This is a genomic window from Paenibacillus rigui (assembly GCF_002234615.1).
GTDB lineage: Bacteria > Bacillota > Bacilli > Paenibacillales > NBRC-103111 > Paenibacillus_S > Paenibacillus_S rigui.
Map to the genome: position 1 here is coordinate 25,588 of NZ_NMQW01000079.1, position 24,847 is coordinate 50,434.

General features: G+C 50.2%; 24 protein-coding genes. 12 read left to right on the forward strand and 12 right to left on the reverse strand.

The genetic code is table 11. The features are described 5' to 3' along the window. Window positions 1-92: 92 nt before the first annotated feature. Window positions 93-1,478 (reverse strand): hypothetical protein, encoded by a 1,386-nt coding sequence (locus CF651_RS31410; protein ID WP_094018810.1) that lies wholly within the window; start codon window positions 1,476-1,478, stop codon window positions 93-95. A 98-nt stretch (window positions 1,479-1,576) separates the two neighbouring features. Beyond that, the gene (locus CF651_RS31415; protein ID WP_179233087.1) at window positions 1,577-2,509 is read right to left on the reverse strand and encodes a stalk domain-containing protein; all 933 of its coding nucleotides are present in this window, start codon (window positions 2,507-2,509) and stop codon (window positions 1,577-1,579) included. A gap of 234 nt (window positions 2,510-2,743) precedes the next feature. Between CF651_RS31415 and CF651_RS31420 the strand changes: the two genes are divergently transcribed. Together CF651_RS31420 and CF651_RS31425 are read left to right on the forward strand one after the other, a co-directional pair. After that, window positions 2,744-3,058 carry a heavy metal-binding domain-containing protein gene (locus tag CF651_RS31420; protein WP_094018812.1) on the forward strand — a complete coding sequence of 105 codons (315 nt, stop codon included), beginning with the start codon at window positions 2,744-2,746 and terminating at the stop codon, window positions 3,056-3,058. 528 nt (window positions 3,059-3,586) lie between these two features. Further along, a complete protein-coding gene (locus CF651_RS31425; RefSeq protein WP_094018813.1) occupies window positions 3,587-4,183 on the forward strand; it encodes a spore coat protein in 597 nt (198 codons plus the stop codon). Between the two features lie 157 nt (window positions 4,184-4,340). Here CF651_RS31425 and CF651_RS31430 read toward each other — a convergent pair whose 3' ends face one another. From CF651_RS31430 to garR, 5 genes are all read right to left on the reverse strand, one after another. Further along, window positions 4,341-5,255 carry a class I SAM-dependent methyltransferase gene (locus tag CF651_RS31430; protein WP_094018814.1) on the reverse strand — a complete coding sequence of 305 codons (915 nt, stop codon included), beginning with the start codon at window positions 5,253-5,255 and terminating at the stop codon, window positions 4,341-4,343. Between the two features lie 182 nt (window positions 5,256-5,437). Further along, window positions 5,438-6,796: a GntP family permease gene (locus CF651_RS31435; protein WP_094018815.1), complete on the reverse strand. Its 1,359-nt coding sequence runs from the start codon at window positions 6,794-6,796 to the stop codon at window positions 5,438-5,440. Between the two features lie 54 nt (window positions 6,797-6,850). Beyond that, complete coding sequence (locus CF651_RS31440; protein WP_094018816.1) at window positions 6,851-7,690, reverse strand: class II fructose-bisphosphate aldolase; 840 nt, start codon at window positions 7,688-7,690, stop codon at window positions 6,851-6,853. A gap of 79 nt (window positions 7,691-7,769) precedes the next feature. Beyond that, entirely contained in the window at window positions 7,770-9,206 is a 1,437-nt protein-coding gene (locus CF651_RS31445) for a four-carbon acid sugar kinase family protein (protein ID WP_094018817.1), read from the reverse strand. 22 nt (window positions 9,207-9,228) lie between these two features. After that, window positions 9,229-10,116, reverse strand: coding sequence for a 2-hydroxy-3-oxopropionate reductase (gene garR / locus CF651_RS31450; RefSeq protein WP_094018818.1), 888 nt, complete (start codon window positions 10,114-10,116; stop codon window positions 9,229-9,231). 202 nt (window positions 10,117-10,318) lie between these two features. On the opposite strand from garR, the gene CF651_RS31455 reads away from it, so the two are divergent. Beyond that, the gene (locus tag CF651_RS31455) at window positions 10,319-10,939 is read left to right on the forward strand and encodes a GntR family transcriptional regulator (RefSeq protein ID WP_094018819.1); all 621 of its coding nucleotides are present in this window, start codon (window positions 10,319-10,321) and stop codon (window positions 10,937-10,939) included. A 194-nt stretch (window positions 10,940-11,133) separates the two neighbouring features. Here the strand turns inward: CF651_RS31455 and CF651_RS31460 are convergent, their stop codons facing one another. From CF651_RS31460 to CF651_RS31470, 3 genes are all read right to left on the reverse strand, one after another. Further along, window positions 11,134-12,159 carry a cytochrome d ubiquinol oxidase subunit II gene (locus CF651_RS31460; protein ID WP_094018820.1) on the reverse strand — a complete coding sequence of 342 codons (1,026 nt, stop codon included), beginning with the start codon at window positions 12,157-12,159 and terminating at the stop codon, window positions 11,134-11,136. After that, window positions 12,156-13,511 carry a cytochrome ubiquinol oxidase subunit I gene (locus CF651_RS31465; protein ID WP_094018821.1) on the reverse strand — a complete coding sequence of 452 codons (1,356 nt, stop codon included), beginning with the start codon at window positions 13,509-13,511 and terminating at the stop codon, window positions 12,156-12,158. Before CF651_RS31465 ends, CF651_RS31460 begins: the two co-directional genes overlap by 4 nt. Window positions 13,512-13,930: 419 nt before the next feature. Further along, window positions 13,931-14,599, reverse strand: a complete 669-nt coding sequence (locus tag CF651_RS31470) for a DUF4309 domain-containing protein (protein WP_179233088.1) — start codon at window positions 14,597-14,599, stop codon at window positions 13,931-13,933. Between the two features lie 272 nt (window positions 14,600-14,871). Here CF651_RS31470 and CF651_RS31475 point away from each other — a divergent pair, with 272 nt between their 5' ends. The 5 genes from CF651_RS31475 (at window position 14,872) to CF651_RS31495 (ending at window position 19,517) form a co-directional block, all read left to right on the forward strand. Then, complete coding sequence (locus CF651_RS31475; RefSeq protein WP_094018823.1) at window positions 14,872-15,237, forward strand: response regulator; 366 nt, start codon at window positions 14,872-14,874, stop codon at window positions 15,235-15,237. 151 nt (window positions 15,238-15,388) lie between these two features. Further along, window positions 15,389-16,135 (forward strand): alpha/beta hydrolase, encoded by a 747-nt coding sequence (locus tag CF651_RS31480; protein ID WP_094018824.1) that lies wholly within the window; start codon window positions 15,389-15,391, stop codon window positions 16,133-16,135. A 144-nt stretch (window positions 16,136-16,279) separates the two neighbouring features. Beyond that, window positions 16,280-16,972, forward strand: a complete 693-nt coding sequence (locus CF651_RS31485) for a response regulator transcription factor (protein WP_094018825.1) — start codon at window positions 16,280-16,282, stop codon at window positions 16,970-16,972. Next, complete coding sequence (locus tag CF651_RS31490; RefSeq protein WP_094018826.1) at window positions 16,950-19,148, forward strand: sensor histidine kinase; 2,199 nt, start codon at window positions 16,950-16,952, stop codon at window positions 19,146-19,148. The genes CF651_RS31485 and CF651_RS31490 overlap by 23 nt, the downstream gene beginning before the upstream one ends. A gap of 183 nt (window positions 19,149-19,331) precedes the next feature. Continuing rightward, window positions 19,332-19,517 carry a guided entry of tail-anchored proteins factor 1 gene (locus tag CF651_RS31495; RefSeq protein ID WP_094018827.1) on the forward strand — a complete coding sequence of 62 codons (186 nt, stop codon included), beginning with the start codon at window positions 19,332-19,334 and terminating at the stop codon, window positions 19,515-19,517. Between the two features lie 102 nt (window positions 19,518-19,619). Here CF651_RS31495 and CF651_RS31500 read toward each other — a convergent pair whose 3' ends face one another. After that, complete coding sequence (locus CF651_RS31500; RefSeq protein WP_342746638.1) at window positions 19,620-19,985, reverse strand: DUF1904 family protein; 366 nt, start codon at window positions 19,983-19,985, stop codon at window positions 19,620-19,622. A 187-nt stretch (window positions 19,986-20,172) separates the two neighbouring features. Here CF651_RS31500 and CF651_RS31505 point away from each other — a divergent pair, with 187 nt between their 5' ends. The 3 genes from CF651_RS31505 (at window position 20,173) to CF651_RS31515 (ending at window position 22,353) form a co-directional block, all read left to right on the forward strand. Continuing rightward, window positions 20,173-20,739: a PadR family transcriptional regulator gene (locus tag CF651_RS31505; RefSeq protein ID WP_094018829.1), complete on the forward strand. Its 567-nt coding sequence runs from the start codon at window positions 20,173-20,175 to the stop codon at window positions 20,737-20,739. After that, entirely contained in the window at window positions 20,740-21,789 is a 1,050-nt protein-coding gene (locus CF651_RS31510) for a PfkB family carbohydrate kinase (RefSeq protein WP_094018830.1), read from the forward strand. A 126-nt stretch (window positions 21,790-21,915) separates the two neighbouring features. Then, entirely contained in the window at window positions 21,916-22,353 is a 438-nt protein-coding gene (locus CF651_RS31515; RefSeq protein WP_245856232.1) for an NUDIX hydrolase, read from the forward strand. A gap of 89 nt (window positions 22,354-22,442) precedes the next feature. Here CF651_RS31515 and CF651_RS31520 read toward each other — a convergent pair whose 3' ends face one another. Further along, window positions 22,443-23,015 carry a DUF421 domain-containing protein gene (locus tag CF651_RS31520; RefSeq protein ID WP_094018831.1) on the reverse strand — a complete coding sequence of 191 codons (573 nt, stop codon included), beginning with the start codon at window positions 23,013-23,015 and terminating at the stop codon, window positions 22,443-22,445. A 123-nt stretch (window positions 23,016-23,138) separates the two neighbouring features. Here CF651_RS31520 and CF651_RS31525 point away from each other — a divergent pair, with 123 nt between their 5' ends. Then, entirely contained in the window at window positions 23,139-24,368 is a 1,230-nt protein-coding gene (locus tag CF651_RS31525) for a hypothetical protein (protein WP_094018832.1), read from the forward strand. The last annotated feature ends 479 nt before the right edge of the window (window positions 24,369-24,847 follow it).

A 24,847-nucleotide genomic window follows, 5' to 3' on the forward strand; every position in this document is an offset into this window, starting at 1 on the left:
TGATCACACAACAAAGCCCTTCCGATTCCCGATAGGAACGAAAGGGCTTTGTTGTTTTCTTTTTATGTTAGCCGGTAGCCGTTTGCCCGGCCTTATTTATAATCACCGAGCAAATAATTGTAGAACGGCGCATCCACCCAGAAATGATACGATGTCACCTGCGTATCGGGACTTAGCTTCTTGAAGCCTGCGGCGATATCCGCCGTCTTGTCTGTAAGGGAGAACGATTGGGCGTAATAATGCCCCTTCGTGATTTTGTTATTGGCGATTTCTTTGTAGTCTTTGATCTCCGTCAGCGAGTAGTAAAGCGGCTGCCACCAGGAGCTGGCGATCAAGCCGGTGGCGTTCTCACTGTTCTTTTTGGCGTATTGGAAGATGACGTCCTGGAACTTGGCTTTCTGCTCGGCGGTGGCGAATTCGAACGCGATGTCGTATTCCTTCGCATAGGCGATATAGTTGCCGTTCTCGATTTGAACGACTTTATAGCTGTCCGTCTGCTTCGGCTCGCCCCACTCCTTCAAATAGATGAAGGCGGATGTCTTCGGCTCCAGCTGCACCTTGGCGTCGATGCCTTCGCTTCGCAGCAGGCCGATCAGCTGCACCGCATGGGTGATGTCGTCATGACCGTAGGTCAAGGACAGCTTCGTGTCAAAGTTTGCGTTATAGCGCGTATCCTTCAGGTTGTAGCCGGTCACGAGATTTTGCTTCAGCGCTTCGTCGACGATCGACTGCAGCTCCTTCACCTGAATCAGATCCTCGGCTTTGTACGCCTTGTACAGCTTGGAATAGATGTCGGGCTCGTTGACCGTGCCGAGGTAGTTTTTGTACTCGCCCTTGAAGGAAAGGACACCCCCGAGCAGGTCTGCAGCCAGCTCATCGGAAGCCGGCTGGCCCAGCTGGAACGTATCGTGCCATTCAGAAGGGAGAAGTCCTGTATCCACAGCCGCAGCCAGCTCCTGGGCTGCTTGACGGGTTAACCCGCTGCCATTTCCTTCAGGGTAGCTCACGTGAATTTTGGCCAGAGCCGCGCTGATCTTGGCATCAGGGTATGTATAAGCAAGCTCCTTCAGCTCCGCTGCCTTCAACGCGATGAACACGGCGGCTTCCTCGGTGAGCGGCCCTTCCGCTGCAACGGAGCTGCTGGTCAGGATCCCCTTCTCCGACAGAGCCAATGCAGACTTAAATACCGGATCGGCGGGCTGGAGATCATCGAATTTATTGTCGGTGCCTGCAGGCTGCAGCTGAAGCACTTGAGCCACATCCCGGATGAATTCCCCTCTGCTTAAAGAGGAGGGCAAAGCAATCTTATAATTATCTTGAAGATACTGCTTGTACTCGGAGCTGGAGGGCTGGTTTGCAGCAAGGGCACCTTCCTCATGAGCGGAGGCCGGAGCTAGGGCGGAGAGAAGCAGGGCGCCGCTTAAGGCAAAAGAAGCTGCGAGCTTGCTGTGTGAGTGGAAGCGATGACTGGCTTTCATAGGTAGGGACCCCTTTTCATATAAAGTGTTAAAATCCGATAAAATAACTAGTAATTTAACAAGGATCATACCTCGTACTTCAGCCTATTGTCAATCATTTACTTCAAGACTGATTCAACGTATTGGTCCAGCGCCCGTGTGGAATCATTCAGGAAGAACATACCGTAATTAATTTGCTGATTATTGTATAGGTGACCCGTAGCCAGATAGGTATACCGGGTATCTCCCGCATACAGATGAATGGTATAGGCATATCCCACAGGCACGGATGGATCCACTTTTTTGCGGATATTCACAGCCTGCAAATGCTGAATTGCCTCTTGAAACAAATGCCCGCTCTCCATAGTAACGGTTTTTCCGCCCGGCTCCACGATCTCGATTTGATTCACCTGATTCCAATCGATCTGGAAAATCTGGTTCAGCGCAAGCTCCGGCTCGGACGGATCGGGATCTGCGATAATGGGGCGGAGGTTTACTTTGCGGATGTCCAGCTTCACGGAGGCATATTGGTTGAAATGTCCTGCCCCTGCAGCTTCAAAAGCAACAGGCTCGCTGCCGAATGCATCCCCTTGAAAAGCAGCCTCTCCGATAAGCTTGCCTTGTTCATCATAAAAGGTTAACCGACCTTCAACCGAGTTCGTTCGAATCGAGGGCTGGGTCATTTGCAGCTGCCCCGCTACCTTCGTATGGTCACCTTCCTTGGTGACGATGAGGTTTCCGGCCATCACGCCCCTATATTTCGGGTCGAACAAATCCAGATCATCACTGAATCTGTCCTTCATGATGACCCTCTGCTGCTCCGCATCGTAGCCGATCGCTGCCCCGAAGGCTTGCGCGACGAAGCGAACCGGCACATAAACGTGACCGTTGTAATTGAGTACGCCGTACTCCGGATCTGTTGCAACGGGCTTCCCGTTCTTCTCGAAGGTGACCGGAACAAGCAGCGATTGAACGGTTTCGGAAGCAAACACGGCAGCACCCGAAATGGACAACAGGACACCGAGGCTTAATCCTAGAATGAATTTATTCATTTGTTGAAGCCCTCCCTTATTTACTAATATATGTAAATACGCGCAAGAGGCAGTTTTGTTCTGCTGGACAAGCATACGACATCTTAGGCTGCAGCAGCGCATCCGGATTGCTATTATGACGTAAAGTATGAAAGCACTCTCCATTCCATAAGCTAGACTGACAAGTGTGAAGCGTGCTAAAGCCAAAAAAGGATTTTTCACAATGAAATAAAATCATGAGGAGGATGTGTGAAGATGATACTCAGCACAACGCCAACGATTCAGGGGAAAGAGATCGTCGAATATGTATCGATCGTGACAGGGGAAGCCATTATGGGGGCCAATATTGTACGTGATCTGTTCGCCTCCATCACCGATATAGTCGGGGGCCGGTCCGGGGCTTACGAGAGCAAGCTGAAGGAAGCGAGAGATGTGGCGTTTCACGAAATGGAGTCCCACGCGGCAAGACTCGGAGCCAATGCGATCGTCGGTATCGACATCGATTACGAGGTAATCCGCGAAGGGATGCTGATGGTAGCGGTCAGCGGAACCGCAGTGAAGGTAGGATAACCGTTACCAGGAAGAAACGCATTCCTCTCTGGAATTCAAAGACACAAAAAAAGGCAGCTCGACACGGAACGGTTCCGGTGGGCTGCCTCATTTTATGAGAACAATGGTAAGAACGGAATAAGGGCGGCGGCAAAAAATGAAGTGCATGTTATAGATCAATCAAGCTTTGTACGAGCAAAATAGGCAGGGCGGCGATTGCAATAAAGCTGTAGAAAAAGCCTTTTAAGAATGATTTTACATGTTCCATAGGAAATCCCTCCACGTTAATAATTTAGTTTTCAATAGTTTGGTTATTGAAGTATGTATGTATTATATGCCTCCCGGCTGGAGATAAACTTAAAGAAAGCTTAAATTTACATAAATAATTTTCAAAAAGTTGTCACAAATACATATTGATTTTATGGAAAACGCTATCATTTGTGTCTGGGAAGCTTCATACATATCCATTGTCTTTTGGGATATCCTATCTTTGTTCATGTCTTTGGCAGTATTGAACTCAAATTCCAAACAGATCACCGGGAGGTAATTATGCACACGCAGCAACGTTTAGCAGCACATGAATTTTTGGAGACGAAAGAAGCCGTTTCTACGAAGGCTGCCCATATCGAGCTTTATGGGGTATTATTCTCAATGGCACAGGACCCGCACTTGAAGGATATTTTGTTCAACCAACAGCGCCGCATGATTGAAGGCTACGACTATGGGGTGCAGCTGCTTCAAGGACACGGCGTCCAAATGACTGCCACTCCGCCGCATACACCGCAGCTTCGGACTTATGAGCAGCCACAGGTCGGCTTGCAGCAGCCGCAGATGCAGGCGCCGAATCCGAATGCGACGCAGCTATCGGATGCGACGATCAGCACCATCGCTCTCAACATGCACAAGGCCGGCTCCGCGATCAGCATGCTGTGGGCCAATGAATGCGTCAATCAGCCGTTCCGCATGTACCACGCAACCTCGGCGAACATATGCCAGGAGATGGCATGGGAAATGTTCCAGTATATGAACTTCCGCGGCTATTACCAGGCTCCTCAGCTGGCGGACCACACTATGAATACAATGATCCAAGGCTTGGGCGGACAAGCCCAGCCGCAGCAGCCTTATCAAACGAACTTTAATCATTAAATTTTCACCGAGCAGGTGGGGCGGTTGAAGCGACGGAGCGGCGTATAAAGGCGGCTCGAATATACAAAGCCCCGCATCACTTCCGGCGTGTGCATGAGCCGGAAGTGATGCGGGGCTTATTTTTGTTAAAGAGGCAGGTCTGTCATGAGCTGAAACCTTATTTTTTTACCGCATGGATATAATGAATCGTTTCGAATGCGGACAAATAATCCGTCCGATGTTTAAAGAAAAGATCATTTATCGCAGCCGGTGATAAATGATCATTAAGCAGCAGCCCTGATTGTTCCAAAATATGTTCAATTTCATGATAGGCGAAGCACGATTTCATGGGTTCTCCACTGACCGCGGCCATGTTCACCATATGTTCAACTCGATTAAACATCCCTTTTTCTTCAAAAAGACTTTCGTCCGCATAATCAAAAACAATAGAGCTTCCTGACGGCACTTTGTCGAATAGGTGGGCAATCAAGCTTGCATTTTCCTCTTTCGTTAAATAATAAGAAACCCCTAGCAGGCTAAAGAAGGTTTTTTTGTAATCAAACCCTTCCTCGATTAAATCGGGGTAGGAAAATCCTTTTGTAAAGTCCATGGAAACAAAATGAAGATGACTCGGGATGGGCAGATTCGCATGACTCAATCTTTTCTTTTTCGATGCCTGTGTAGCGGGATGATCGATTTCAAATATGTCCAGGCTGTTTTTCAATTCAGGGTGTCGGAAGCAAAAGGTATCTAACCCGGCGCCAAGGATGACATATTGATCCAAGCCTGACCTAACTTCATTCAGTAATACGTTTTCGCAATATGCGGCGCGTGCTAATGTCGTAGGAGAGAGCAGTACTTGTGTAATCCATTTTAAAATTTCATCTGGATCGTCTTGAAGCTTTCGAGCCAAATCTTTGTTGAAAAACGGGATTCCTTGAATCATATGCTCTCTGATGTCTGAAAACTCTTTATGGGAAATGAGATCTTGTGCGATAAAATCATCAAAAATTTTGGGTGTGTCATATTTGCTGTGATATGCGCGGCCAAAAGCGGTTATTAAGGAAGTTAAGCTGGACTCATTTGGTTTCATACCATGTTCCCTCCCGTATAAACAAAAATAAGATTCCCCCTGGCCAGGAGAATCTTATTATATAATAAATTATTAAAATTTCAATTATAGCATAAATTAATAATTTTGTCAACCATAAATTTTATGATACCAGATAGACTTCGCAGCAGTTTCACCTGTCTTTGGCTTACCGATGCAAGTGCTTAAACGAACATGCTCAGTACCATGACCATGGCAAATGCGGCAAAGCCAAGAATCGTTTCCATAACCGTCCAAGTTTTGAGCGTATCCTGCACGGATAAATTCAAGTACTCCTTCACGATCCAGAAGCCGGAGTCATTGACGTGGGACAAGATGATCGAACCGGCACCCGTAGCCAGTACGAGCAGTTCGGGGCTGACGCCGGGCATCGTTGCTGCGATCGGCGCTACAATACCCGCAGCGGTCGTCATCGCAACGGTAGCGGAGCCTACTGCGGCGCGAATCAGTCCCGCGATGGCGAAAGCCAGAATAAGCGGGGAGAGGTGAATCTCCTGAGCGAAAGCGGCAATAGCATTACCGACACCGCTGGCTGTCAAAATTTTGTTAAAGCCGCCGCCTGCACCGATCAGCAAAATAATCGAAGCGACCGGTCCAAGGCAATCGTTCGTAAACTTCAGCAGCTCTTTACTGCTGAAGCCGCGGGCATAGCCGAAAGAGAACAGCGAGAAGAGCAGGGCGATCAGCAAAGCAATAATCGGGCTTCCGATAAAGTCGATGACAAGACGCACCGTGTGGGTGGCCGGAAGCACCAGATCTACTACCGTTGCAATCAGCATCAAGATGACAGGCAGAAGAATCGTAAACAAGGTGATGCCGAAGCCTGGCAGCTCGCGCTCTCTCGTTTCGGTGAATTGAGCCATCAGCTCACCGGATGCTTCGGATGTAATTCTTTTGGAAATCCACGTTCCGTAGAGCGGTCCAGCCAGAGCGGCAGCCGGAACGGATACAATCAATGCAAGGAAGATCGTTTTCCCGATGTTCGCATTGAAGATGCCTACAGCAAGCATGGCCGCAGGGTGAGGCGGAATGAGACTGTGTACGACAGCGAGACCGGCAACGAGCGCAATCCCGATTTTAACGAGAGAGGTGCCGGTATGCTTGGCAATAACGAAGACGAGCGGGAACAGCAGGACGATACCCACTTGAATGAACACGGGAATTCCGCAAATAATCGCGACGACCATCATCGCCCAATGCACATTTTTCTCACCGAATACACGTACTAACGTCTTGGCGACCCGTTCGGCACCCCCGGATTCCGCCATCAGCTTGCCGAGCATCGTGCCGAGACCGAGGACGATGGCGATAAAGCCGAGAACGCTGGCAACCCCTTCCTGATACGCTTTCACAATATCCGCTAACGGCATGCCCGCAATGAGCCCCATAAATACAGCGCCGACAATCAGCGCTACGAACGGATTCATTTTTGCCTTTGCAATAAGCAGGATGAGCCCAATGATGGAAATGACTGCATACAGCAGCAAACTGGCATTGTGACTGAGTCCTAATACAGAATTCATGATGTACCCTCCTAATAATGGAAACGCTTTCCTATGGATAAAAAGGGGACAGGGTCAAGCCCTGTTGGCAAATAAGGAAACAAAACGGCTCATCACCGGGGTCAACGTATTTTCCAGCTCCGCCATCACGACGGACAGATGCGCCTTCGGATGAGCTGGTGCATAGTGCTGCAAGAACCCGGTCGCGGCTAACGATATTTCGGTATTTACGTTGATTTTGCAAATGCCGCGCCGGATCGTCTCGATCAGGGTCGCGTCAGGTGTGCCGGAGCCTCCATGAAGCACCAGCGGAACCTGCGTCACCGCCCGGATCTGCTCCAGCAGCCCCAGATCGATGTTCGGCTCGCCCTCGTACATCCCGTGTACGGTTCCGATAGCAGCCGCCAAAAAGTCGACGCCGGTCTCCGCAACGAATGTCGCAGCTTCCGCCGGGCTTGTCAGCAGGCCGCTGCCTTCCTCCTCATCGGAGAAGGCGCCGCGGGCCATCGATCCGATCTCAGCCTCCACGGCTACGCCGGCTTCGTGGGCAAGGGCAACAATAGCTTGCGTATGCCGGATATTTTGTTCCAGCTCGTACTTGGAGCCGTCAAACATAACGGAGGAAAATCCGCAGGCAATGGCGCGCTCAATCGATGCCCGCTCATAGGCATGATCCAGATGAAGAGCGACCTGGATGGCTGCCTTGGCGGCCATAGCCTGTACCATGGCGGCGAAGCCTTCCACATCGACCGTCGGGAAATACCGTTCCCCGAGCGCGATAATGACAGGCTGGCGCTCGCTCTCAGCGGCGCGGATCGCGGCCCGCGCCGTTTCCTGATTATACACATTGAAGGCAGCGACGGCATAGCCGCCCAGCTGCGCCGCTGCAAGAATTTCTTTCGTGTTTACCATCATAAATAGCCTTCTCCCATTTCCGTATCCAATGGATAACAAGCTTTTTTGCCTATCCTTCAGGCGTTCAATTCACGCAGTTCTAACCTTCTATTTTCTCTACTGTTTCGAGCAAGGTGCGGTCGCCGCCGACATTACCCGGGAATACGACATAAGGAATGCCGATGAATTTCGCTTCATCCCCCGTAAGCCATACCGGGATACCGGCTGCAGCCTGTCCGAGCACACGGGCTTTCCGAATGGCCAATCCTTTGGTTGCCACGTCGCTCGAGGTGATACCGCCTTTGGCAATGATGAATTTTGGCGTCACTTCGAGTGACTGCACAATTTTCACCAGCGACTCGGATACCGTCTGACTGATCTTGAGATTATCCGTTTTGTTGTCTACGGCGATCAGCTTCCGGCTGCTGTAAACCACAACGTTGTTTCCAGCGGCAAGCTGACGGTTCGCTTCGGCAATCACGCGATCCAGCTCCTCCTTGCGGCCGGTCGGCTGCAGTACTTGCTCGACGTTGATCTCAAGAGCGACGATACCGGGATACGTGAGCAGCTGCTCCAGCTGCCGCGTCGTTTTTTGCACATAGGAGCCAACGACGATAATACCGCCATGCTGCTCTTGCCCGGCTGCAATCAGCTTCTCCTTCGGCAGCAAGGCTTGATCCGAAATGCCTGCGTACGATTTCACGAAGGAAGCCGCCGTGCGGAAAATGAAGGTTTTGCCTTGTGCCTCCGCTTTCAGGAGGGCCATAGCAAGTACGTCCATATCGTTGTAGGAGAGGGCATTGACAATCACAGGCACGTTGCCGGCCGCACGCAGCAGCACTTCCATTACGGCATCGGGGCCTTGGCGAAGCTGCTCGACAGAAATGACAAGGCAATCTTCCGCCTTGCGGCGTCCTTCGGTCTTCTCCTCGACCCAGGCAGGCAGGTCGCCGTTCTGATAGCCGAACACTTTATCTTTGGCGAATTCCGTCTCATGAACTGGTACGAGCTCCGAGCCCTCCACCATAAAATGCATGTTGCCGCTCGTTACGCGTCCCGCCTCGAAAAAGGCAGGAACAATAAGATGACCGTCGAATACCGTGCCGCTTAGCCGGGCAATTTCCTCCGACAGCACATCGGTTTCCAAAGGATAATATCCGCGAAGCATCGAGTCGCTCCGGCTGACAAGCGTAAAGGCTTTGCCTTTGAGCGTCGCCACCTTGTGAACATTGCGGGCAATTTCGCGATTGATTCGTTCGGCGTCCGAAGCATCAAGTCCGCGTGTATTGGTGAGAATATAGAACAGCGGCTCCGGTGCATCGAAGGCTTCGGCCAGCAGCTCCTCATCCCATTGAGTTAACACGTCAATATCGTGTACCGTTTGCACGCCGGTAGGGTCATCGTCCAGAACGATGATTTTCCGATTCCGCGCTTCGTTAAGTAATCTAACCTGGTGCCGTAGGCCCTCACTGCTCCACGCAGGAGGCAGCTGTTGTTCCAGAGCCGCGACGGTCATACGCTGTACATTGCTCGTCATGATTTACACCCCGTCTCTCCAATTACTTGCTTACTTGAACGCCGGCCAGCTTCTCAAAATATTGTACGATTCCGCCGTGGTCGTCCGCGGCTTTGCCGTCGATTTTCAACGCGTGGAAAATTTCCAGCAGCTGGCTGCTGAGCGGCAGTGGAACGCCGATCTCGTGAGCCGTTTCCATGACGTTGGTCATGTCCTTCAGGTTAATGTCGATCCGGCCGCCGGCTACGAAGTTGCGCTCCAGGATCAGAGGAACCTTGGCATCCAGCACCGCGCTCCCGGCAAGTCCGCCGCGAATGGCGTTGTACATTTTCTCGATGTTGATGCCGGCCTTGGCCGCAAATACAAGCGCTTCCGACATAGCGGCGATGTTCAGGTTGACCATGATTTGATTCGCAAGCTTGGCTGTGGCGCCGCAGCCGTTATCCCCGACGAGGGTCACGTCCTGGCCTAGAACCTTCAGTACATCCAGGACGCTCTCGAATACGGCCTCGCTGCCGCCGACCATAATAGCCAATGTTCCGTCTATGGCTTTTGGCTCGCCGCCGCTGACAGGAGCATCCAGCATGTGCAGACCGGCTTCCGCCACTTTGTCTGACAGCTCCTTGGATACTACCGGAGAAATTGAGCTCATATCGATGATGATGCTTCCTGGAGCAGCCCCGTGAACAACTCCGTTGTCACCGAGAACGACGTTCTTCACGTGCTGTGAATTCGGCAGCATGGTGAAGATCAGCTCGCTGTGCTGGGCGACTTCCTTCGGCGTCGCTGCCGCACGGGCTCCAGCGGCTGCAAGCGAAGACACGGCCTCCTGATTAATGTCGTACACAGTTAACGAATAACCAGCCTTCAACAGATTCAACGACATAGGCCGTCCCATAATACCTAATCCGATAAAACCGATCTTCTTCATAACGGTTCCTCCCCAAAAGTCATATTTACATAGCGCTGCATTCCTGCAAGCGGTAACAAATGAAATTCACATTTTGTATTGTATACAAAAACTTTTATTTTGTACACAAAAACTTTATTTTTGAATCCAAAGATGGAATCGATCGTATAAAATATTGTTTAAACCCGCACTTTCCGCTAAAGTAAAGTAGAGGTGAATGGAAATGCAAGGCAGCCCTAATAAAGCGCGTACAGCCCATCAGCAGTCCTATGAGGCGCTGCGCGATATGATATTGAACGGAACGATTGCCCAGGGAACCAAGCTGGTGGAGGAAAAGCTCGCCGCGGAGTTCAACCTGAGCCGTACCCCCATTCGGGAGTCGATCCGCAAGCTGGAGCAGGAAGGGCTTGTCGTGAACAAGCGGGTCGTGAAGCTGTCGGAGTCGGACCTGCGCAATACGTTCGAGCTGCGTAAACTGCTGGAAGGCCATGCGGCCCGCAGCGCGGCGATCTATTTGTCCGAGAAGGACCTGCTTCGGCTGGAGCGCTGTGTCGAGGTTGGACGGTCCGGTACCTTGAACGAGATTATGGAAGTGAACAAGGAATTTCATGAAATTATTATGCATGCCAGCAACAACCCGCTCATGATCGATGTGTTCGACCGGATGCAGTCCGTCATTTATTTGTTCCGGCATACCGTCGTGTATTACCATCGGCCATTCCTCATTGACGAACATCAGCGGATCTTCGAAGCGATCCGGGCGCATGACAGCGATACCGCTGAACAGCTGATGAAGGAGCACCTTCAGGCTGATTTGGACTTTTGCCTGCATTTGATTCGATAGTGGCGGGCTGCTTGCCCGATACAAGAAAAAGAGGCGTCCCATTCGTCATTTTAATGACTTATGGGACGCCTCTTTTGAATGATAGCTTATTCAGGCAAGCCTTTCGTTTTTAACGCCCAAACAAATATGAAAATAAGCGATGCTGCAAGCAGCATTGGAGAACCATACTGCATTAACATATGTTCCATATTTTTTCACCCTTTCTTTGCATATTTGCCTTGCACATAGTCCGCATCAAAGAGGAACAGCCGGAGTAACAAAATGAGTGATGGAACTAAAATTAGCAGCCCGGCAATAAACGCGACAACAAGCGCAGTTCCCATGGTTTGATTCGTGAAATTCTCATGTATCGAAATGTATGGATATAAGATATAAGGCAAATGGGCTCGGCCATACCCGAAAAATGCAAATGCAAACTGTAAAAGTACAAACAAGAAGGACAAACCTAGTCTTCTGCGCCTCCACACACTGTACACAGAGATTACAAAACAAAGGAATGAAGCGAGAAACATCCAGCCTACGTCAAGCATACCCAGAAAATGCTGAGGGTTCTGTTGGCTGATTGCGTAAAAGACAAACAAGCTGGAAAGAATCGTGGGTCCGCTCCAAAATAATGCGTAGCGCCGAACGATTTCAAATGCAGGCTGATCGTTCGCTCTATGGGCATAATAGGATAAAAACATAGCTGAAATATAAAGAACGCTAACTAAAGCCAGGAGTATAACGGACCAAGAATATAGGCTTCCAAAAAATGCAGTCCAATCCACTTCAATTCGTTCCCCGTTCTCAGTAATAATTCCACCTTCCGAGATCGCCAGAACGGTAGAAAGAGCCGCGGGAATAAGTAAGCCGGTTCCACCGTAGAGCAGCATGTACCATTTATTATCCTTAGCTCCGTAAGTGCTGAAGGCATAATACGATCCCCTTAGGGCTAGCAGGATGATGGCAATACTGCCGGGTACGAGTAATGCTGTTCCATAGTAACGAGCCGTTTCCGGGAAAAAGCCTACCATGCCGATATAAAAGAAAATTAAAAATACATTGGTGACTTCCCAGACCGGAGATAAATATCTTTCAATAATTTTGTGAATGACGTGTTTTTTGTTTGTGACGGCCGAGTAATAACTAAAGAAGCCTGCACCGAAATCAATCGATGCCACAATTAAATATCCGTAAAGGAATGTCCATAAGACGGTTACTCCTAGCAATTCCATAGTCACTGTAACTCCCCCTTACCGACAATGCCTAGTGCAGAGAGTTCATCTGTCACCTTGTTATTTTTAAATAATCTTGTCAGCACCTTAACAGCGGTTAAAGCAAGGATAAGATACAATATGCAAAATAATAACAGCATCGTATCCACCTGTTGCGAACTTGTTGCCGCTTCCGCCACTTTCATATAGCCTCTCAATATCCAAGGCTGCCTGCCCACCTCTGCGTAAAACCAGCCCGCTTGAATACCAAGCATGGACAAGGGGCCGCAGAACACAACTGTATTAAGGAGCCATTTCGGATAGGGCTTCATATTTTTCTTTCGAGAATACCAAAGGTAAATCATTGCAACGAAGATCACAAACATACCGATGGCAACCATGGTATCAAAGAAATAATGGACATACAGCGGCGGACGGAGCTCCTCTGGAAAATCGTTTAGTCCTTTTACTTGAGCATCCGGCAGTCCTCCGGCTAATATACTCAACGCATAAGGGATTTCAAGGGCGTATTTAACCTCGTTATTTTCTGTTAATATCCCTCCAAGGACCAAGGGCGCTTTAGAGCTCGTTTCAAAATGCCATTCTGCAGCGGCAAGCTTTTCAGGTTGATATTGGGCAAGAAACTTCCCTGATAAATCACCTATAGCCGCGGTCGTGATTGCGAATGCAAGACCTGCAGTCACTGTTAATTTCAGTGCTTTCTTAGCGTAAAGCTCATTTACCTTACTCTTATTTTTTAAAAGGGAATATGCCGCTATCGCCGCTAATATAAAAGCACATGTCATATAGGCTGATGAAAGGACATGGGCCACCTTTGTAGGCATCGCCGGATTGAAAATGGCCAAAATTGGCTTTACATTGGTTATGATGCCGTTTTCCAGCGAAAAGCCTTGAGGTGTATTCATAAAAGCATTCACAGTAGTAATGAACAATGCGGAAGCGGAAGACCCCAGAACCACAGGGATGAGCAGCATGAGATGAATCATCGGCTTAAACCGTTCCCACGTATATAAATAGATTCCTAGAAAAATAGCCTCGATAAAAAAAGCAAACGTCTCTAAAAATAAAGGAAGTGCTATAGCCTGGCCTGCAATTTTCATAAAGTTGGGCCACAGAAGGCTAAGCTGAAGACCAATCGCCGTTCCTGTGACGACACCAATGGCAACGGTAATAACAAAACCTCTTGCCCATCTTCTTGCCAATAAAGTGTAATAAGGGTCGTTGCGTTTGATTCCAATTAGTTCTGCCAACGTAATCATAACGGGAACCCCCACCCCGATAGTTGCAAAAATAATATGAAATGCGAGGGTTAACTCGGTAAGCATCCGGCTGTAATAAACAGGGTCGTAATTAGGCATGGACTTATCTCCTTAGAAGTTAGTAGTCGATGTATTGGAATTAAAACAGCTTTCTAATGAGTGACAGAAGCATGACAACAGCGACAGAGAACATGAGTAACATAAGCCGGCTTTCCTGTTTTCTAAAATGGTTCATAACCTCACCCTTTATATTTTTATATGCTTATATCTTACCAATGAATATGTGATTAATTTCACAACAAGTGTGAAGAGGGGTTGAACAAAGTTTTACGACTTTTCTACAGATTGCAGCGAGTTCATAAGAACTCCATAGAACACTATTTACAGTAGGGTTTTCGGGTACCAATCCCAACAAAAGCTATGTTAGTTGTTGATTTATTTAAACAAAAAACGCCCGTCAGGGCGCTCCCAAAATTGAAAGTAGCTTTTTAGACTTATGGCACAGCCTGTTAACATGCTCAAGAAGATTTTAACGTGAGTGAGCGAACCGCTCCGTGCTCATCGTCCGCATTGAAAAAGATTTGGTAGGCCCCCGCCTCGTAGAACAAGTACCAGCCGTTTTCCACATCATTAATGCCTTCATTGCGAGGCTTTCCCAACGCTTTTTTTACTTCATCGACCGTGTAGGGGATGGAATTTCCACCGACTCGAATGCCGCTGACCCGCTCACCGGGATTGGCGAAGAAGTAATAATAGTCGAACCAGGCGCTGTACGGCACCTGCCAGGTGCCTGTCTTATGCGGCTCGCCCCACTGCTTCAGCACCGTTTCTTTGGGAGTATCGATGCCGAATTCGATCCCCCTGATTTGTCCTTTTGCAGCGTAAGACAAGAAATCGGGGTCCAATACGAGCTTTTTACTCAAGCTGGTCTGATCGATCGCTATGGTGCGGCTGTCCTGATCGTACTTCACCAGACGTCCCAGACTTTCAGCAACCCATCGTGCAGGTACGTAGGCGTGGCCTTCATAATTCAACGTCGCGTAATCCTTATCCAGAGATTGAGGCTGACCATCTATCACGTACTTGGCGGGAAACAAGTAAGCTTGAACCGTATCGGAGCTATAAGCGGCGGCGGTAGCTGTGGTTAAAGCGGTACCGCACAGAAGACCGAGCAGAAACTTTTTCAATAACAACCCCTCCATGTCGATTCGTTCTACTCCTGTAGACGTGGGAGACGAGCCGTAAGTTTCGTCCATCCTTTCCTTATTTATCCTTCTTTTGTTTACTATACCGCCACGAAGCCGCAGGAAATTGTCACTGTGCGAGCTCACCTCAGCCTTACTTGTTAAGCAATTGTCAGGAAACCTAATGTTGCATTCGTTCTTATCTTGTATTTTCCTCATTTTGGTTTGCGATAATGAACCATGGGAACAGTACAGGGAAAATGGGGGAGAATGAGATGGCAAAAATTATGGTTGTAGATGACGCGGCTTTCATGCGGATGATGCTGAAATCGATGCTGACCGAGGAAGGCCATGAGATCGTAGCTGAAGCGACGAACGGACTGGAGGCAGTGCAAACGTACCTGTCCTGCAAGCCAGATCTGGTCACGATGGACATTACGATGCCGGAGCTGGATGGCGTAGGCGCGGTGAGGGAAATTAAGCAGCACGATCCGGCCGCTAAAATTATTATGTGTTCGGCAATGGGACAAAAGGCGATGGTGCTGGAAGCTATTACGGCGGGGGCTAAAGATTTTGTGGTCAAGCCGTTTCAGAAGGACCGGGTGGTTGAATCTGTGAACAAAGTGTTAGGGATCACCTAGCCGTGCAGTGTGCCAAGATATTAAGCCTCCTTCTCTCTTTATGAGGGAAGGGGGCTTTCGTGCTTATGAAGTTCGAAGCAGCCGTTTATCCCCTGGGCAAAAGAGCTATAATGGACAACAAAACGATAACGAATCGAAGGAGCGTGATTCCATGAAATGGACACGGGCTCGCATGATGTGGTGTATTTTACTCGCAGCACTCATAGGTTTTGGGGTTGCTGCAGCAATCTACTTGAAGCCATACAAGCCGCAGCAGGCGGCGATCGAAGCCATGAAGGCCGGAAACGGCGTCACGGTGACGGAGCATGCCCGCTGGATTCGGTTTGAGCCGGCCGGGGTGAAGGCGACGGGAATTATTTTTTACCCTGGCGGGTTGGTCGAGCCGGAAAGCTATGCCCCGCTGGCCTTACTTTTGGCAAAGCAGGGTTATCGGACCTGGATTGTAAAAATGCCGTTGAATTTGGCTGTTAGCTCCATCAACCGCGCGGAGGAAATCATGAACGGGCACCCGGATGTATCTTATGTGATCGGGGGACATTCGCTTGGAGGAGCGATAGCGGGACGGTTTGCAGCAGCACATGCGGACCGGCTTGTGGGGGTCTTTTTCCTCGGTGCCTATACGGATGCCGCGGGCAGCTTGACCCAAACGAAGCTGGCCGCACTCACGATAACGGGATCGGAGGACGGTATCGTGAATAGGGTGAAGCTGGAGCAGGGAAAGGCCTACCTGCCGTCCCAATCGGAGCAGGCTGTCCTTGAAGGAGGCAACCATGCCCAATTCGGTAGCTATGGGGTGCAGAAGGGAGACAGACCAGCCAGTTTGAGCCCTGAACAGCAGCAGGAGCTGACGGCGCAAAGGGTGACCAATTGGCTCATACGAATCGCGCAAAGAAAATAACGACAACGACGTACGTATCTTAAGAAATTCGTAAGGATTTGATATGCCTGTTTGTAAAAAAGGGCTGGTACAATAAAGATGTGGGGTAGAGAGAAGGGCATGGCTTCCGGAGGCTGTGCCCGCCGTTAGAGGGGAGTAAAAGGGTTGTCTAAATACAATGTTCTCGTAGTAGACGATGATGCGGATATCCGTGAGGCGATCGAAATTTACTTGAGAAGCGAGGAAATTACGGTGCTGAAGGCGGAAAATGGCTTAGAGGCTTTAAAGACGCTGGAGGAAAAGGAAGTACATCTGATGATTCTAGACATCATGATGCCGAAGCTTGACGGGATTCAGGCGACCTTCAAAATTCGAGAGAGCAGCAATATTCCTATCCTGATGCTGTCAGCCAAAACGGAGGACACCGACAAAATTGTCGGCTTGAATGTCGGTGCGGACGATTACATGACCAAGCCGTTCAATCCGCTGGAGCTGATCGCACGGGTCAAGTCGCAGCTGCGGCGCTATACGAATCTGGGTACTTATGCAGCAAGCACGGACGAGCTTCAAGTGCGGGGGCTGGTGCTGAACAAGAAAGCGAAGACAGTGACGGTAGACGGTGAGCAGGTGAAGGTGACGCCAACGGAATATAAAATTTTGGAGCTGCTGATGGAGCACAAAGGCAGGGTGTTTTCGATCGACGAAATTTACGAAAAAGTATGGGGAGATCCGGCCTTTCACCCGGAAAATACCGTTGCGGTTCACGTGCGCCGCATCCGTGAGAAAATCGAGATCAACCCGAAGGAACCGAAATATTTGAAGGTGGTGTGGGGCATTGGCTACAAAATGGAGAAATAAATCCGCCGCTGCCATGCTCAGCATAGCTATATTGTATCTTTGGGCGATTTCGCTATACGCGGTGGTCGATCTTTGGCAGCACAAGAAATATATCGATAAAGATTATTATTTTAGCAGCCATGCGTTTGCGGATGAAATCGAGCTGTTCAGCAATTTGTTCTTATCCTATCATATTACGCTGAAGCATCATTCGGAGCGAACTCCACAGGAGAAAATCGGGTTGCAGCGATATAACGATTTGAAGACGAAGTCAGAGCTGGCAATGAAAGAGAAACAAAGCAGTTTCATGCAGAGCTATGCCGTGAAAATCGATCAAGCCCAGCGCTCGGGTGACACGAATGCGGCCGCATTGTGGACGGAGGAGAGAGACCGCAAAATCGCAGAGGCGCGCAAGCTGAATGACCTGGATTTTGATCAGAACATTCAAAAGCTGGTGGCTTACAAGGATCAGGAATATGCAGGCCTGAAGCATAGTCTGGACATTCGCAGCAATGACATCAAGTACTACTTCCGGAATGTGAATACATATGAGACTTATACGAATATGAGTCCTGTTCCGGGCAGTCTGCAGGAGCTGCAAGCGTCTCCTGTCTACCGGGCTTCGCTCGCGCAGGTTGATTTTCCCTCGATTGATCCTGTATCCCCTTCCTTGAAAGGGGTGAGCCGTTCTTTTGCCAATAGTCAGCTGGAGGGCGTTATGCTGATTCCCTCAGATGCCAAAGGAATGAGTAAGTTTCAAACGGACAATGCCTATTTTCTCAGTATCCGGGAACGGCTGCTCAAGGAGCTGCCGCTCGGGGCTGCCGGTCTGCTGCTCGGAGCCGGGGGTTGGATCTACCTGCGCAGACAAGGCATGCTTGAGCAGCTTCTGCCCGGGGTACGGGCATGGTGGTGCCGGGCGCTTCCGCTGGAACTACGCGCTGCCGCAGGCTTGATGGTCCTAGTCGTCCTGCTTGTTCAGGTGGAGCCGCAATCGCTATTTTACTTGCCTCCATCCGGGTCCCAGATCATCCAGCTCACCTTGACCGCCTTCTGGCTCGGCTTGGTTCTGCTTCATGCAGGCGGCGCGATCAGGCTGCTGCATCCGCGCAATCGGGAGGAGCTTCGCAAGGAGTGGGAACGGGGGCTGTTCCGTACGTTTTCCCGAATGGGCCGGGAAAGCTGGGCTCACAAAAGCGTGCTGTTCAAGCTGGTATGTCTTCTCCTGTTTACCGCCCTGATGGGCTTGCTGCTCGGGATGATGATAGAGGACTCGGGACCGTCGAACGAGTACGCGCTTGTAACGATCTTGACGATCCTTCTCTACGTGCTGCTGGTTATTCCGTTTATACTGAAATATGTTGTCGCATGGAACCGGATCCTTCAAGGAACGGAGCAGCTGGCGGCGGGTCATTTTGAAGCGAGTATACCGGAGCAAGGAGGCGGCCAGCTGTCCCGGCTTGCGCTGCAGTTGAACCGGATGCGGCACGGATTTCAGCAGGCGCTGGAGGACCGGACCAAAAGCGAGCGCATGAAATCCGAGCTGATTACGAATGTATCGCATGACTTGAAGACGCCGCTGACTTCGATTATTAATTACGTTAATTTGTTAAAGAGAGAGGGCATCACCCGAGAGGAGACGCTTCAATATATTGAGGTTTTGGACCGGAAGACGGACAGGCTGAAGGTGCTGATCGACGATTTGTTCGAAGCGTCCAAGATGGCGAGCGGCGCGGTGGAGCTTGACTATGATAAAGTGGATATCGTTGCGCTCATGCACCAGGCTTTGGCGGAGTTCAGCGAGAAAATAGAGGCAGCCTCCCTTTCCTTTCGCATCAATGCTTCCGCGCCTCATGTGGCTGCAATGCTGGACGGCAGGAAAACATGGCGGGTGTTCGAGAATTTGATCAGCAACGCAGTCAAATATTCGCTGGCAGGCACCCGTGTGTATATCACCATCGCAGAGCAGGAACGCGGGATTGAGCTCCGCATGCAGAATGTATCTGCCTACGAGATCGTTTTTGAGGTAGAGGAGCTGTTCGAGCGGTTTAAAAGAGGGGACCAATCGCGGCATACCGAGGGCTCCGGACTGGGGCTGGCGATAGCGAAGAGCATTGTAGAGCTGCAGGGCGGCGAGCTTCGGATCGAGATTGACGGAGATCAATTCAAGGTCATCGTTTGGTTTCAGAAGCGATAAAACAAAGAGACTGCCGGTACCCGGCATGGGGTTCAATGAAGGAAGGCCAAGTCGTATAGACCAGGCCTCCTTTTTTTTGCGGGAAAGCCGCGATTTATATTGAATAAATGGAACATACCCATGCCGGTCAGCGTCTAATTGTAAACAGTAGGTTTAGTCAACGAGGCGGAAGGAGGAGAGATTATGGGGGCATTAAGTCCGATCCATCTCATCATGCTATTGATAAGCTGGGTGTTCGGGGCAGCTGTTATCATCTTTATTATTCGCTATGCGATCAATACATCCAAGCTGGTCGCTGAGCTGAGCGAGATCAAACGGGAGGTTCGGCTGCTGCGGGAGGAGATGTCCAAGAGGGAAGAGCAACTTTAGTGCAGCATAACAGAAGGAGAGGCCCCGTGGAAGGGTTCTCTCCTTTCGTTTTTTTGTGAAATTGTTATTTGGCGGGGCGTTCATTTTGAGATACAATTACATTCAGGTGATGCCTTGCATGGCTGGGTCTTCAGGCGGATAAGCTTGGCCTTGGGTTAGGGGCTCACCATTTTTGTAGTAGAGCGCAGGACTCAGTATAATAAAGAAAAGATGCACATTCGGATAATCGCTCTCTGACAGAAGGCGGTGCAGCATCGCCGCTACGGCATCATGAATCTCTTGTTTACGAGGGAACATAAGAATTTCGACACTGAGAGGCACTTGGGTAATCGCTTCCGTGTGCAGGAGCTCGATCTTCACTTTTTCTTTGGCAATTTGTACAATGGCAGCGAATTCATCGACAACCTGAGGAGCGATGGAGTGTAGAAAGGCACTGGGAAAACCTTTAAAACGCAAATAAGGCATCATGTTCGTCTCCCTTAGCTGGAATGGGAATAAGTCGGAATAAGCATATAAAGTTAGGATGTTCCTAACGGTTCTTTTCAAACCAAAGGCGGTGTATATATGTACATATTTACATATATTTGTCCGTGACCATCGTACTACGGTTCATTTCATATGTCAATAATCCAGCGAAGATGGCAATGGAGGCTTTATGAATACTCTTTCCTACGGTTTGCTGGCCTTGTTAACGCGCGGGCCGCGTTCGGGCTATGAATTAATGCAGCACATTCAGCCGATTTGGCAGGCCAAGCACAGCCAGATCTATCCTCTTCTGGCCTTGATGGAGAAGCGCGGCTTCGTTCAATATGTGCCTGTCGCCCAGAAGGACAAGCCGGACAAAAAGGTATACTCTTTGACCGACGAAGGAATAGCCGCTTTGCGGGAATGGGTTCCTGAGCCGACAGGAGATCCGGTCAAACGGGATGAAATGCTGTTGAAGGTCTACTGTATCGGATTCATCGAGCCGGCGCAGGCCAGACAGCTGTTTGAGGAACGGATGCGGATGTATCAATGCAAAATCGAGAAGTATCACCGGATGCTGGACGATCTGGGGAGCGAAACGGTACAGGCGGTCGAAGCAGGGCGTATGGAGCATCCCGGCTTTGGCAGTTATATTTTGTTAAAAAGGGCTATCGGGCAGGCTGAATCCGATCTGGATTGGTGCCGCTGGGTCGTAGGGCTACTGCAATTGAATCCAACAGGGAGCGTGGGGAACTAAATGTCAGGGAAGATTGTATGCTTGGGGGAATTATTGATTGATTTTGTGCCGGAGCGCAATGGGCAGGCGCTTGAGAATGTTCCTGCTTTTCAAAAGGCGGCGGGAGGCGCACCCGCCAATGTAGCGGCCGCCGTCGCGAAGCTCGGGGGATCCTCCCGGTTTATCGGGAAGATCGGAAGCGACGCGTTTGGCAAGTTTTTGCGCAGCACGCTGGAAGCCGCAGGCGTAGAGGCAGCACTCGTCGAGACGGATGCGGCGAAGACGGGCCTGGCCTTTGTCTCGCTCCGTGAGGACGGGGAGCGGGATTTCTTGTTCTTCCGCGACCCCGCCGCGGATATGCTGCTTGAGGCGTCGGAGCTGGACGACGCTTGGCTGAGCGATGCCGAAGTGTACCATTTCGGCTCGGTGTCCTTGATCAGCGAGCCGTGCCGTACGGCAACGCTGGAAGCAGCCCGCCGGGTGAAGGCGGCCGGCGGATTGATCTCGTACGATCCGAACCTGCGCCCTGCGCTGTGGTCGGATGAGCAGGTCATGCGCCAGGAGGTGCTGGCGCATATCGGACTCGCTGACATCGTGAAGGTCAGCGAGGAAGAGGCAGCCTTCCTGACCGGCCTGGAGCCGGCCGAAGGCGTTCAGCAGCTGCTGGAGCTCGGGGCGAAGGTCATCGTGGTCACCCGCGGTGAGGAAGGCTGCTGTATCGTCACGCGGAGCGCCATGACGCTCGTACCCGGCGTTCGGGTAAAGGCCATCGATACGACTGGAGCCGGCGACAGCTTCGTTGGGGCCATGCTGTATCAGCTCGCGGACCGAGGCATCGGTGCCGGGAGCATCGAAGCGGCCATGTCCGATGACGCAACGGTCAAGGAAGTGTTCTCTTTCGCGAACCAGGTCGGTGCTATCACAACCACCCGCCGCGGAGCGATCCCTGCTTTGCCTACGATGGCGGAAGTACTCGGGATCGAGGAAGAGGAGGAAGCGGAAGGGCTGGACGAGCTGGACGCGTTGGAAGGATTTTTGAAAGGGGAAGGCTTTCCCTTTTCTTCTAAATAAATAGCCGCAGCCCGAAGTACGCATCACTCCCGGCGGTCTCACAGGAATCTGTAAGACTGCCGGGAGTTTGTGCAGAGTTGAGGCTTTCGTGGAGAGACGGCTGAGAGGGTGATCGCTTTGTACCGAGTGGATGTTGCTTATGCGTTGATAACCAATGAAGAGAACAATAAAGTGCTCGTCGTAAGAAATATACATACCTCGAGCTGGTCGCTGCCCGGCGGATCGGTAGAGAAGGAAGAGTCGTGGGCTGCCGCTGCGATAAGAGAAGCCAAAGAAGAAACCGGTCTTGAAGTAGAACTGGCGGGCATTTGTGCGGTGAATGAATGTTTATTTGAAGATAGAGGGGAACATGTCGTCTTTGTAACGTTCCAGGCCAGAGCTGTCCAGGAAAACATCCTGATTTCAAGACCGCATGAAATAGCCGAAGTCAGGTGGGTCGGGCTTGACGAAGCCGATCGGCTCATGCCTTACTACCGGCAGGGGATCCGGCAGCTAATAGCGGCGACGCCTGTCTTCTATGACTTTCAGGGCAAGCAAACGCTGCGTACGTATAATGAAAATTAGAGAGCCTGCTTCTCGAATAAAGTGGGTGCTTGGAGGAGAAATTTCTGGCCATTCTTAGGAGGGGATCGTTGAATTCAACTTGATGCATGTTATTGAAGTATTTCGGGAATAGCCTGCTCGTGCGTATCACCCTTGATTTCTGTAAATATATTGTTTTTATTAGTTAGGGCTCCCAGCTTTTCCCCTAATATTCTTTCTAAATCCTTAACAGTAACGGGTTTAGCCTCCGGCATCCATTCATAGCCGAACTCTCCATTACGCTCAATCGTTCCGGTCTTCACATCCTGAAAATGTGAGATTCCTGCCAACCGCAGCCTCTGTTCCAGATCATCTACAGACATGCGAAGCTTCTTAAGATTATCAATCATCAGGTTTCCGTCAGAAATAATAAGGATGGCTTTGCCTTTTACAGCAGTTTCAGCACCGTTCCAGCGTAATGAAATCCATTCCATTGCAACTAAAAAACCAATAAATGTGGCTGTTGCAATAATAGATGGGAGTAGTCCTTTGCCACCTACTTCGGAACCCAACACAGCACCGATGGTTAAAAGTATGGCAACCTGAGGGGTTGTCATTTGTGCAAGAGATTTGCGCCCGGCCAGTCGAAGAAGCAGAGTTCCCATAGCAGCCAGTATTATTGCATTGAGGATGATGTTTCCCATAAAGCACAGCTCCCTTTGAAATGTAATATTATTATTTCCAGTGGAAGATGGAGTTATGTGGAAAACATGATAACTTTTTTACATGAGCGGCGTCTAACCAAGAGAGAAGGGAGAGGAATTCACATGAAGCTTAACAAATGGTTATCCTTGCTGCTGGCTTCGGCTATGGCTATCCTGTCGGGACCGCCCGCTACCCATGCGGAGGCCGGGCTTGCGGACCCGGACAGCATGCCGTACGTCACCTTGCTTGATTCGTTTACGCTGTATGCAAGCAGCGACACCCAACCTGGCGAAGCCGTCGGGAGGTTAAGCGCATTGCAGACCGTGCAGCTGGCTCCGATCGAGACCAGCAAATTGTTTGGCATCCCGACCATGGTGAAGATACAGGTACAAACGTGGCTGGGCCCGGCATGGGTTAACCTGAAGGAAGGCTCTTACAAATACGGCCGTCTGGACGTTAAAGAGGAGACCTTGACGCTGCTGGAAGAGCAGACGTTTCTGTATGATGCGCCTCAAAACATATCGCCGTATGCCCTCTCGCCGCAAAAGGTTCAGGCGCTTGCCTCCATCCCTGTATGCGAGCCGTATACACCTTGCCGGACGGACGATAAATGGTTTTTGATCCGAACCTCGTGGTTAGGAGAGAAATGGATTCTGCCGCATCATTATGCAGAGAAATATAAAGCCAGCCCGATGGAGGGCATGATTCCTGTGGCCCAGGAGAGTGCCGTGTACCTGCTGCCCTTCGAAAAGCCTTTGGAGAATGAACCGAAAATAGCCCCGCAGGTGCTGAAGCCGATCGGGAAGTTTGCTTTGTACAGCATGGCCGGACCGAGCATCTGGTATCAGGTCGAAACGCCGCAAGGTCTGAGATGGATCTTTCTTAATTCTTCTTATGGACTCGGGGTGGAAGGGGTTGAAAAGGCAGATATCCGACTTGACCTCCCCGTGCCGTTTCAGTATTACAAAATACCGGATGCCTACTACTACTCAGCAGAGGCTTCGGTACAGCCGCCTCAAGCCCTTCAAGCTCTTGGTAAAAAAAATGACTGGTATTTCGTCTTGCATGACGGTACCGGCAAGTGGGTGAATCCTGCGAAGGCTATCGCCTCTCGATTGACTGGGGATCTGAATAACGATGAGAAGCTTGGTGTGAGGTCGAATCAAGTCAGTCTGGAGCTGACATCTGCCTCCATCGCGCTGGATCTCCCTTATTTCGACGTTTCCTTCACGGACCGGACGCTGACGTTTAGCCCGCAAACCGTCCTTGCTTCGCGGGAATGGACATCTCCCAATGGGGAAAGGTGGTATTACATCCACACCTGGCAGGGTCCTAAATGGGTGCGGCCTTAGAACGAGAGAATGGGAGATGTCAGGGGAATCGAACCAATCGTGAACAAAAATGGGGAACAACTTGCTCTGCGATGATTATAGGTTTAACTGATCTGGATTCGGATCGAAAGCATATTTGGGAAATGATGCCCCGCCTTGTATTTGGCACGGTCATTGATGTGAATCAGGCAGAAAAATAGTACAGCCGTTGGTATTCAGATAAGGTTGAATGGACAATAATTTAACTTCGGGGGAGGCAAGAGTCATTACTACAAAAAGACAACTCGCGGTGGGGCTTATTTCTTTCCCCCTCCTCATCCTCTTATCTTGTTTTACTATTGTAGGCACACCTTTTTTATTTGTTAAGATTGAATCAATTTCATAAATTGAATGCCTTGAGCAGCTTGAGTTTTTAAGACATGAAAAAAGGAGTACCTCCCCAAATCTCGAAGTGTTTAGTACCCCTACCATACACTGAGAGAAGGTTGGACTCCCTATGA

What these genes read in the sequence shown, in the direction of transcription:
- CF651_RS31410 (WP_094018810.1), bottom strand. Translation starts at nt 1,478, where the DNA reads ATGAAAGCCAGTCATCGCTTCCACTCACACAGCAAGCTCGCAGCTTCT.
- CF651_RS31415 (WP_179233087.1), bottom strand. Translation starts at nt 2,509, where the DNA reads ATGAATAAATTCATTCTAGGATTAAGCCTCGGTGTCCTGTTGTCCATT.
- CF651_RS31420 (WP_094018812.1), top strand. Translation starts at nt 2,744, where the DNA reads ATGATACTCAGCACAACGCCAACGATTCAGGGGAAAGAGATCGTCGAA.
- CF651_RS31425 (WP_094018813.1), top strand. Translation starts at nt 3,587, where the DNA reads ATGCACACGCAGCAACGTTTAGCAGCACATGAATTTTTGGAGACGAAA.
- CF651_RS31430 (WP_094018814.1), bottom strand. Translation starts at nt 5,255, where the DNA reads ATGAAACCAAATGAGTCCAGCTTAACTTCCTTAATAACCGCTTTTGGC.
- CF651_RS31435 (WP_094018815.1), bottom strand. Translation starts at nt 6,796, where the DNA reads ATGAATTCTGTATTAGGACTCAGTCACAATGCCAGTTTGCTGCTGTAT.
- CF651_RS31440 (WP_094018816.1), bottom strand. Translation starts at nt 7,690, where the DNA reads ATGATGGTAAACACGAAAGAAATTCTTGCAGCGGCGCAGCTGGGCGGC.
- CF651_RS31445 (WP_094018817.1), bottom strand. Translation starts at nt 9,206, where the DNA reads ATGACGAGCAATGTACAGCGTATGACCGTCGCGGCTCTGGAACAACAG.
- garR (WP_094018818.1), bottom strand. Translation starts at nt 10,116, where the DNA reads ATGAAGAAGATCGGTTTTATCGGATTAGGTATTATGGGACGGCCTATG.
- CF651_RS31455 (WP_094018819.1), top strand. Translation starts at nt 10,319, where the DNA reads ATGCAAGGCAGCCCTAATAAAGCGCGTACAGCCCATCAGCAGTCCTAT.
- CF651_RS31465 (WP_094018821.1), bottom strand. Translation starts at nt 13,511, where the DNA reads ATGCCTAATTACGACCCTGTTTATTACAGCCGGATGCTTACCGAGTTA.
- CF651_RS31475 (WP_094018823.1), top strand. Translation starts at nt 14,872, where the DNA reads ATGGCAAAAATTATGGTTGTAGATGACGCGGCTTTCATGCGGATGATG.
- CF651_RS31480 (WP_094018824.1), top strand. Translation starts at nt 15,389, where the DNA reads ATGAAATGGACACGGGCTCGCATGATGTGGTGTATTTTACTCGCAGCA.
- CF651_RS31495 (WP_094018827.1), top strand. Translation starts at nt 19,332, where the DNA reads ATGGGGGCATTAAGTCCGATCCATCTCATCATGCTATTGATAAGCTGG.
- CF651_RS31500 (WP_342746638.1), bottom strand. Translation starts at nt 19,985, where the DNA reads ATGATGCCTTATTTGCGTTTTAAAGGTTTTCCCAGTGCCTTTCTACAC.
- CF651_RS31505 (WP_094018829.1), top strand. Translation starts at nt 20,173, where the DNA reads ATGAATACTCTTTCCTACGGTTTGCTGGCCTTGTTAACGCGCGGGCCG.
- CF651_RS31510 (WP_094018830.1), top strand. Translation starts at nt 20,740, where the DNA reads ATGTCAGGGAAGATTGTATGCTTGGGGGAATTATTGATTGATTTTGTG.
- CF651_RS31520 (WP_094018831.1), bottom strand. Translation starts at nt 23,015, where the DNA reads ATGGGAAACATCATCCTCAATGCAATAATACTGGCTGCTATGGGAACT.
- CF651_RS31525 (WP_094018832.1), top strand. Translation starts at nt 23,139, where the DNA reads ATGAAGCTTAACAAATGGTTATCCTTGCTGCTGGCTTCGGCTATGGCT.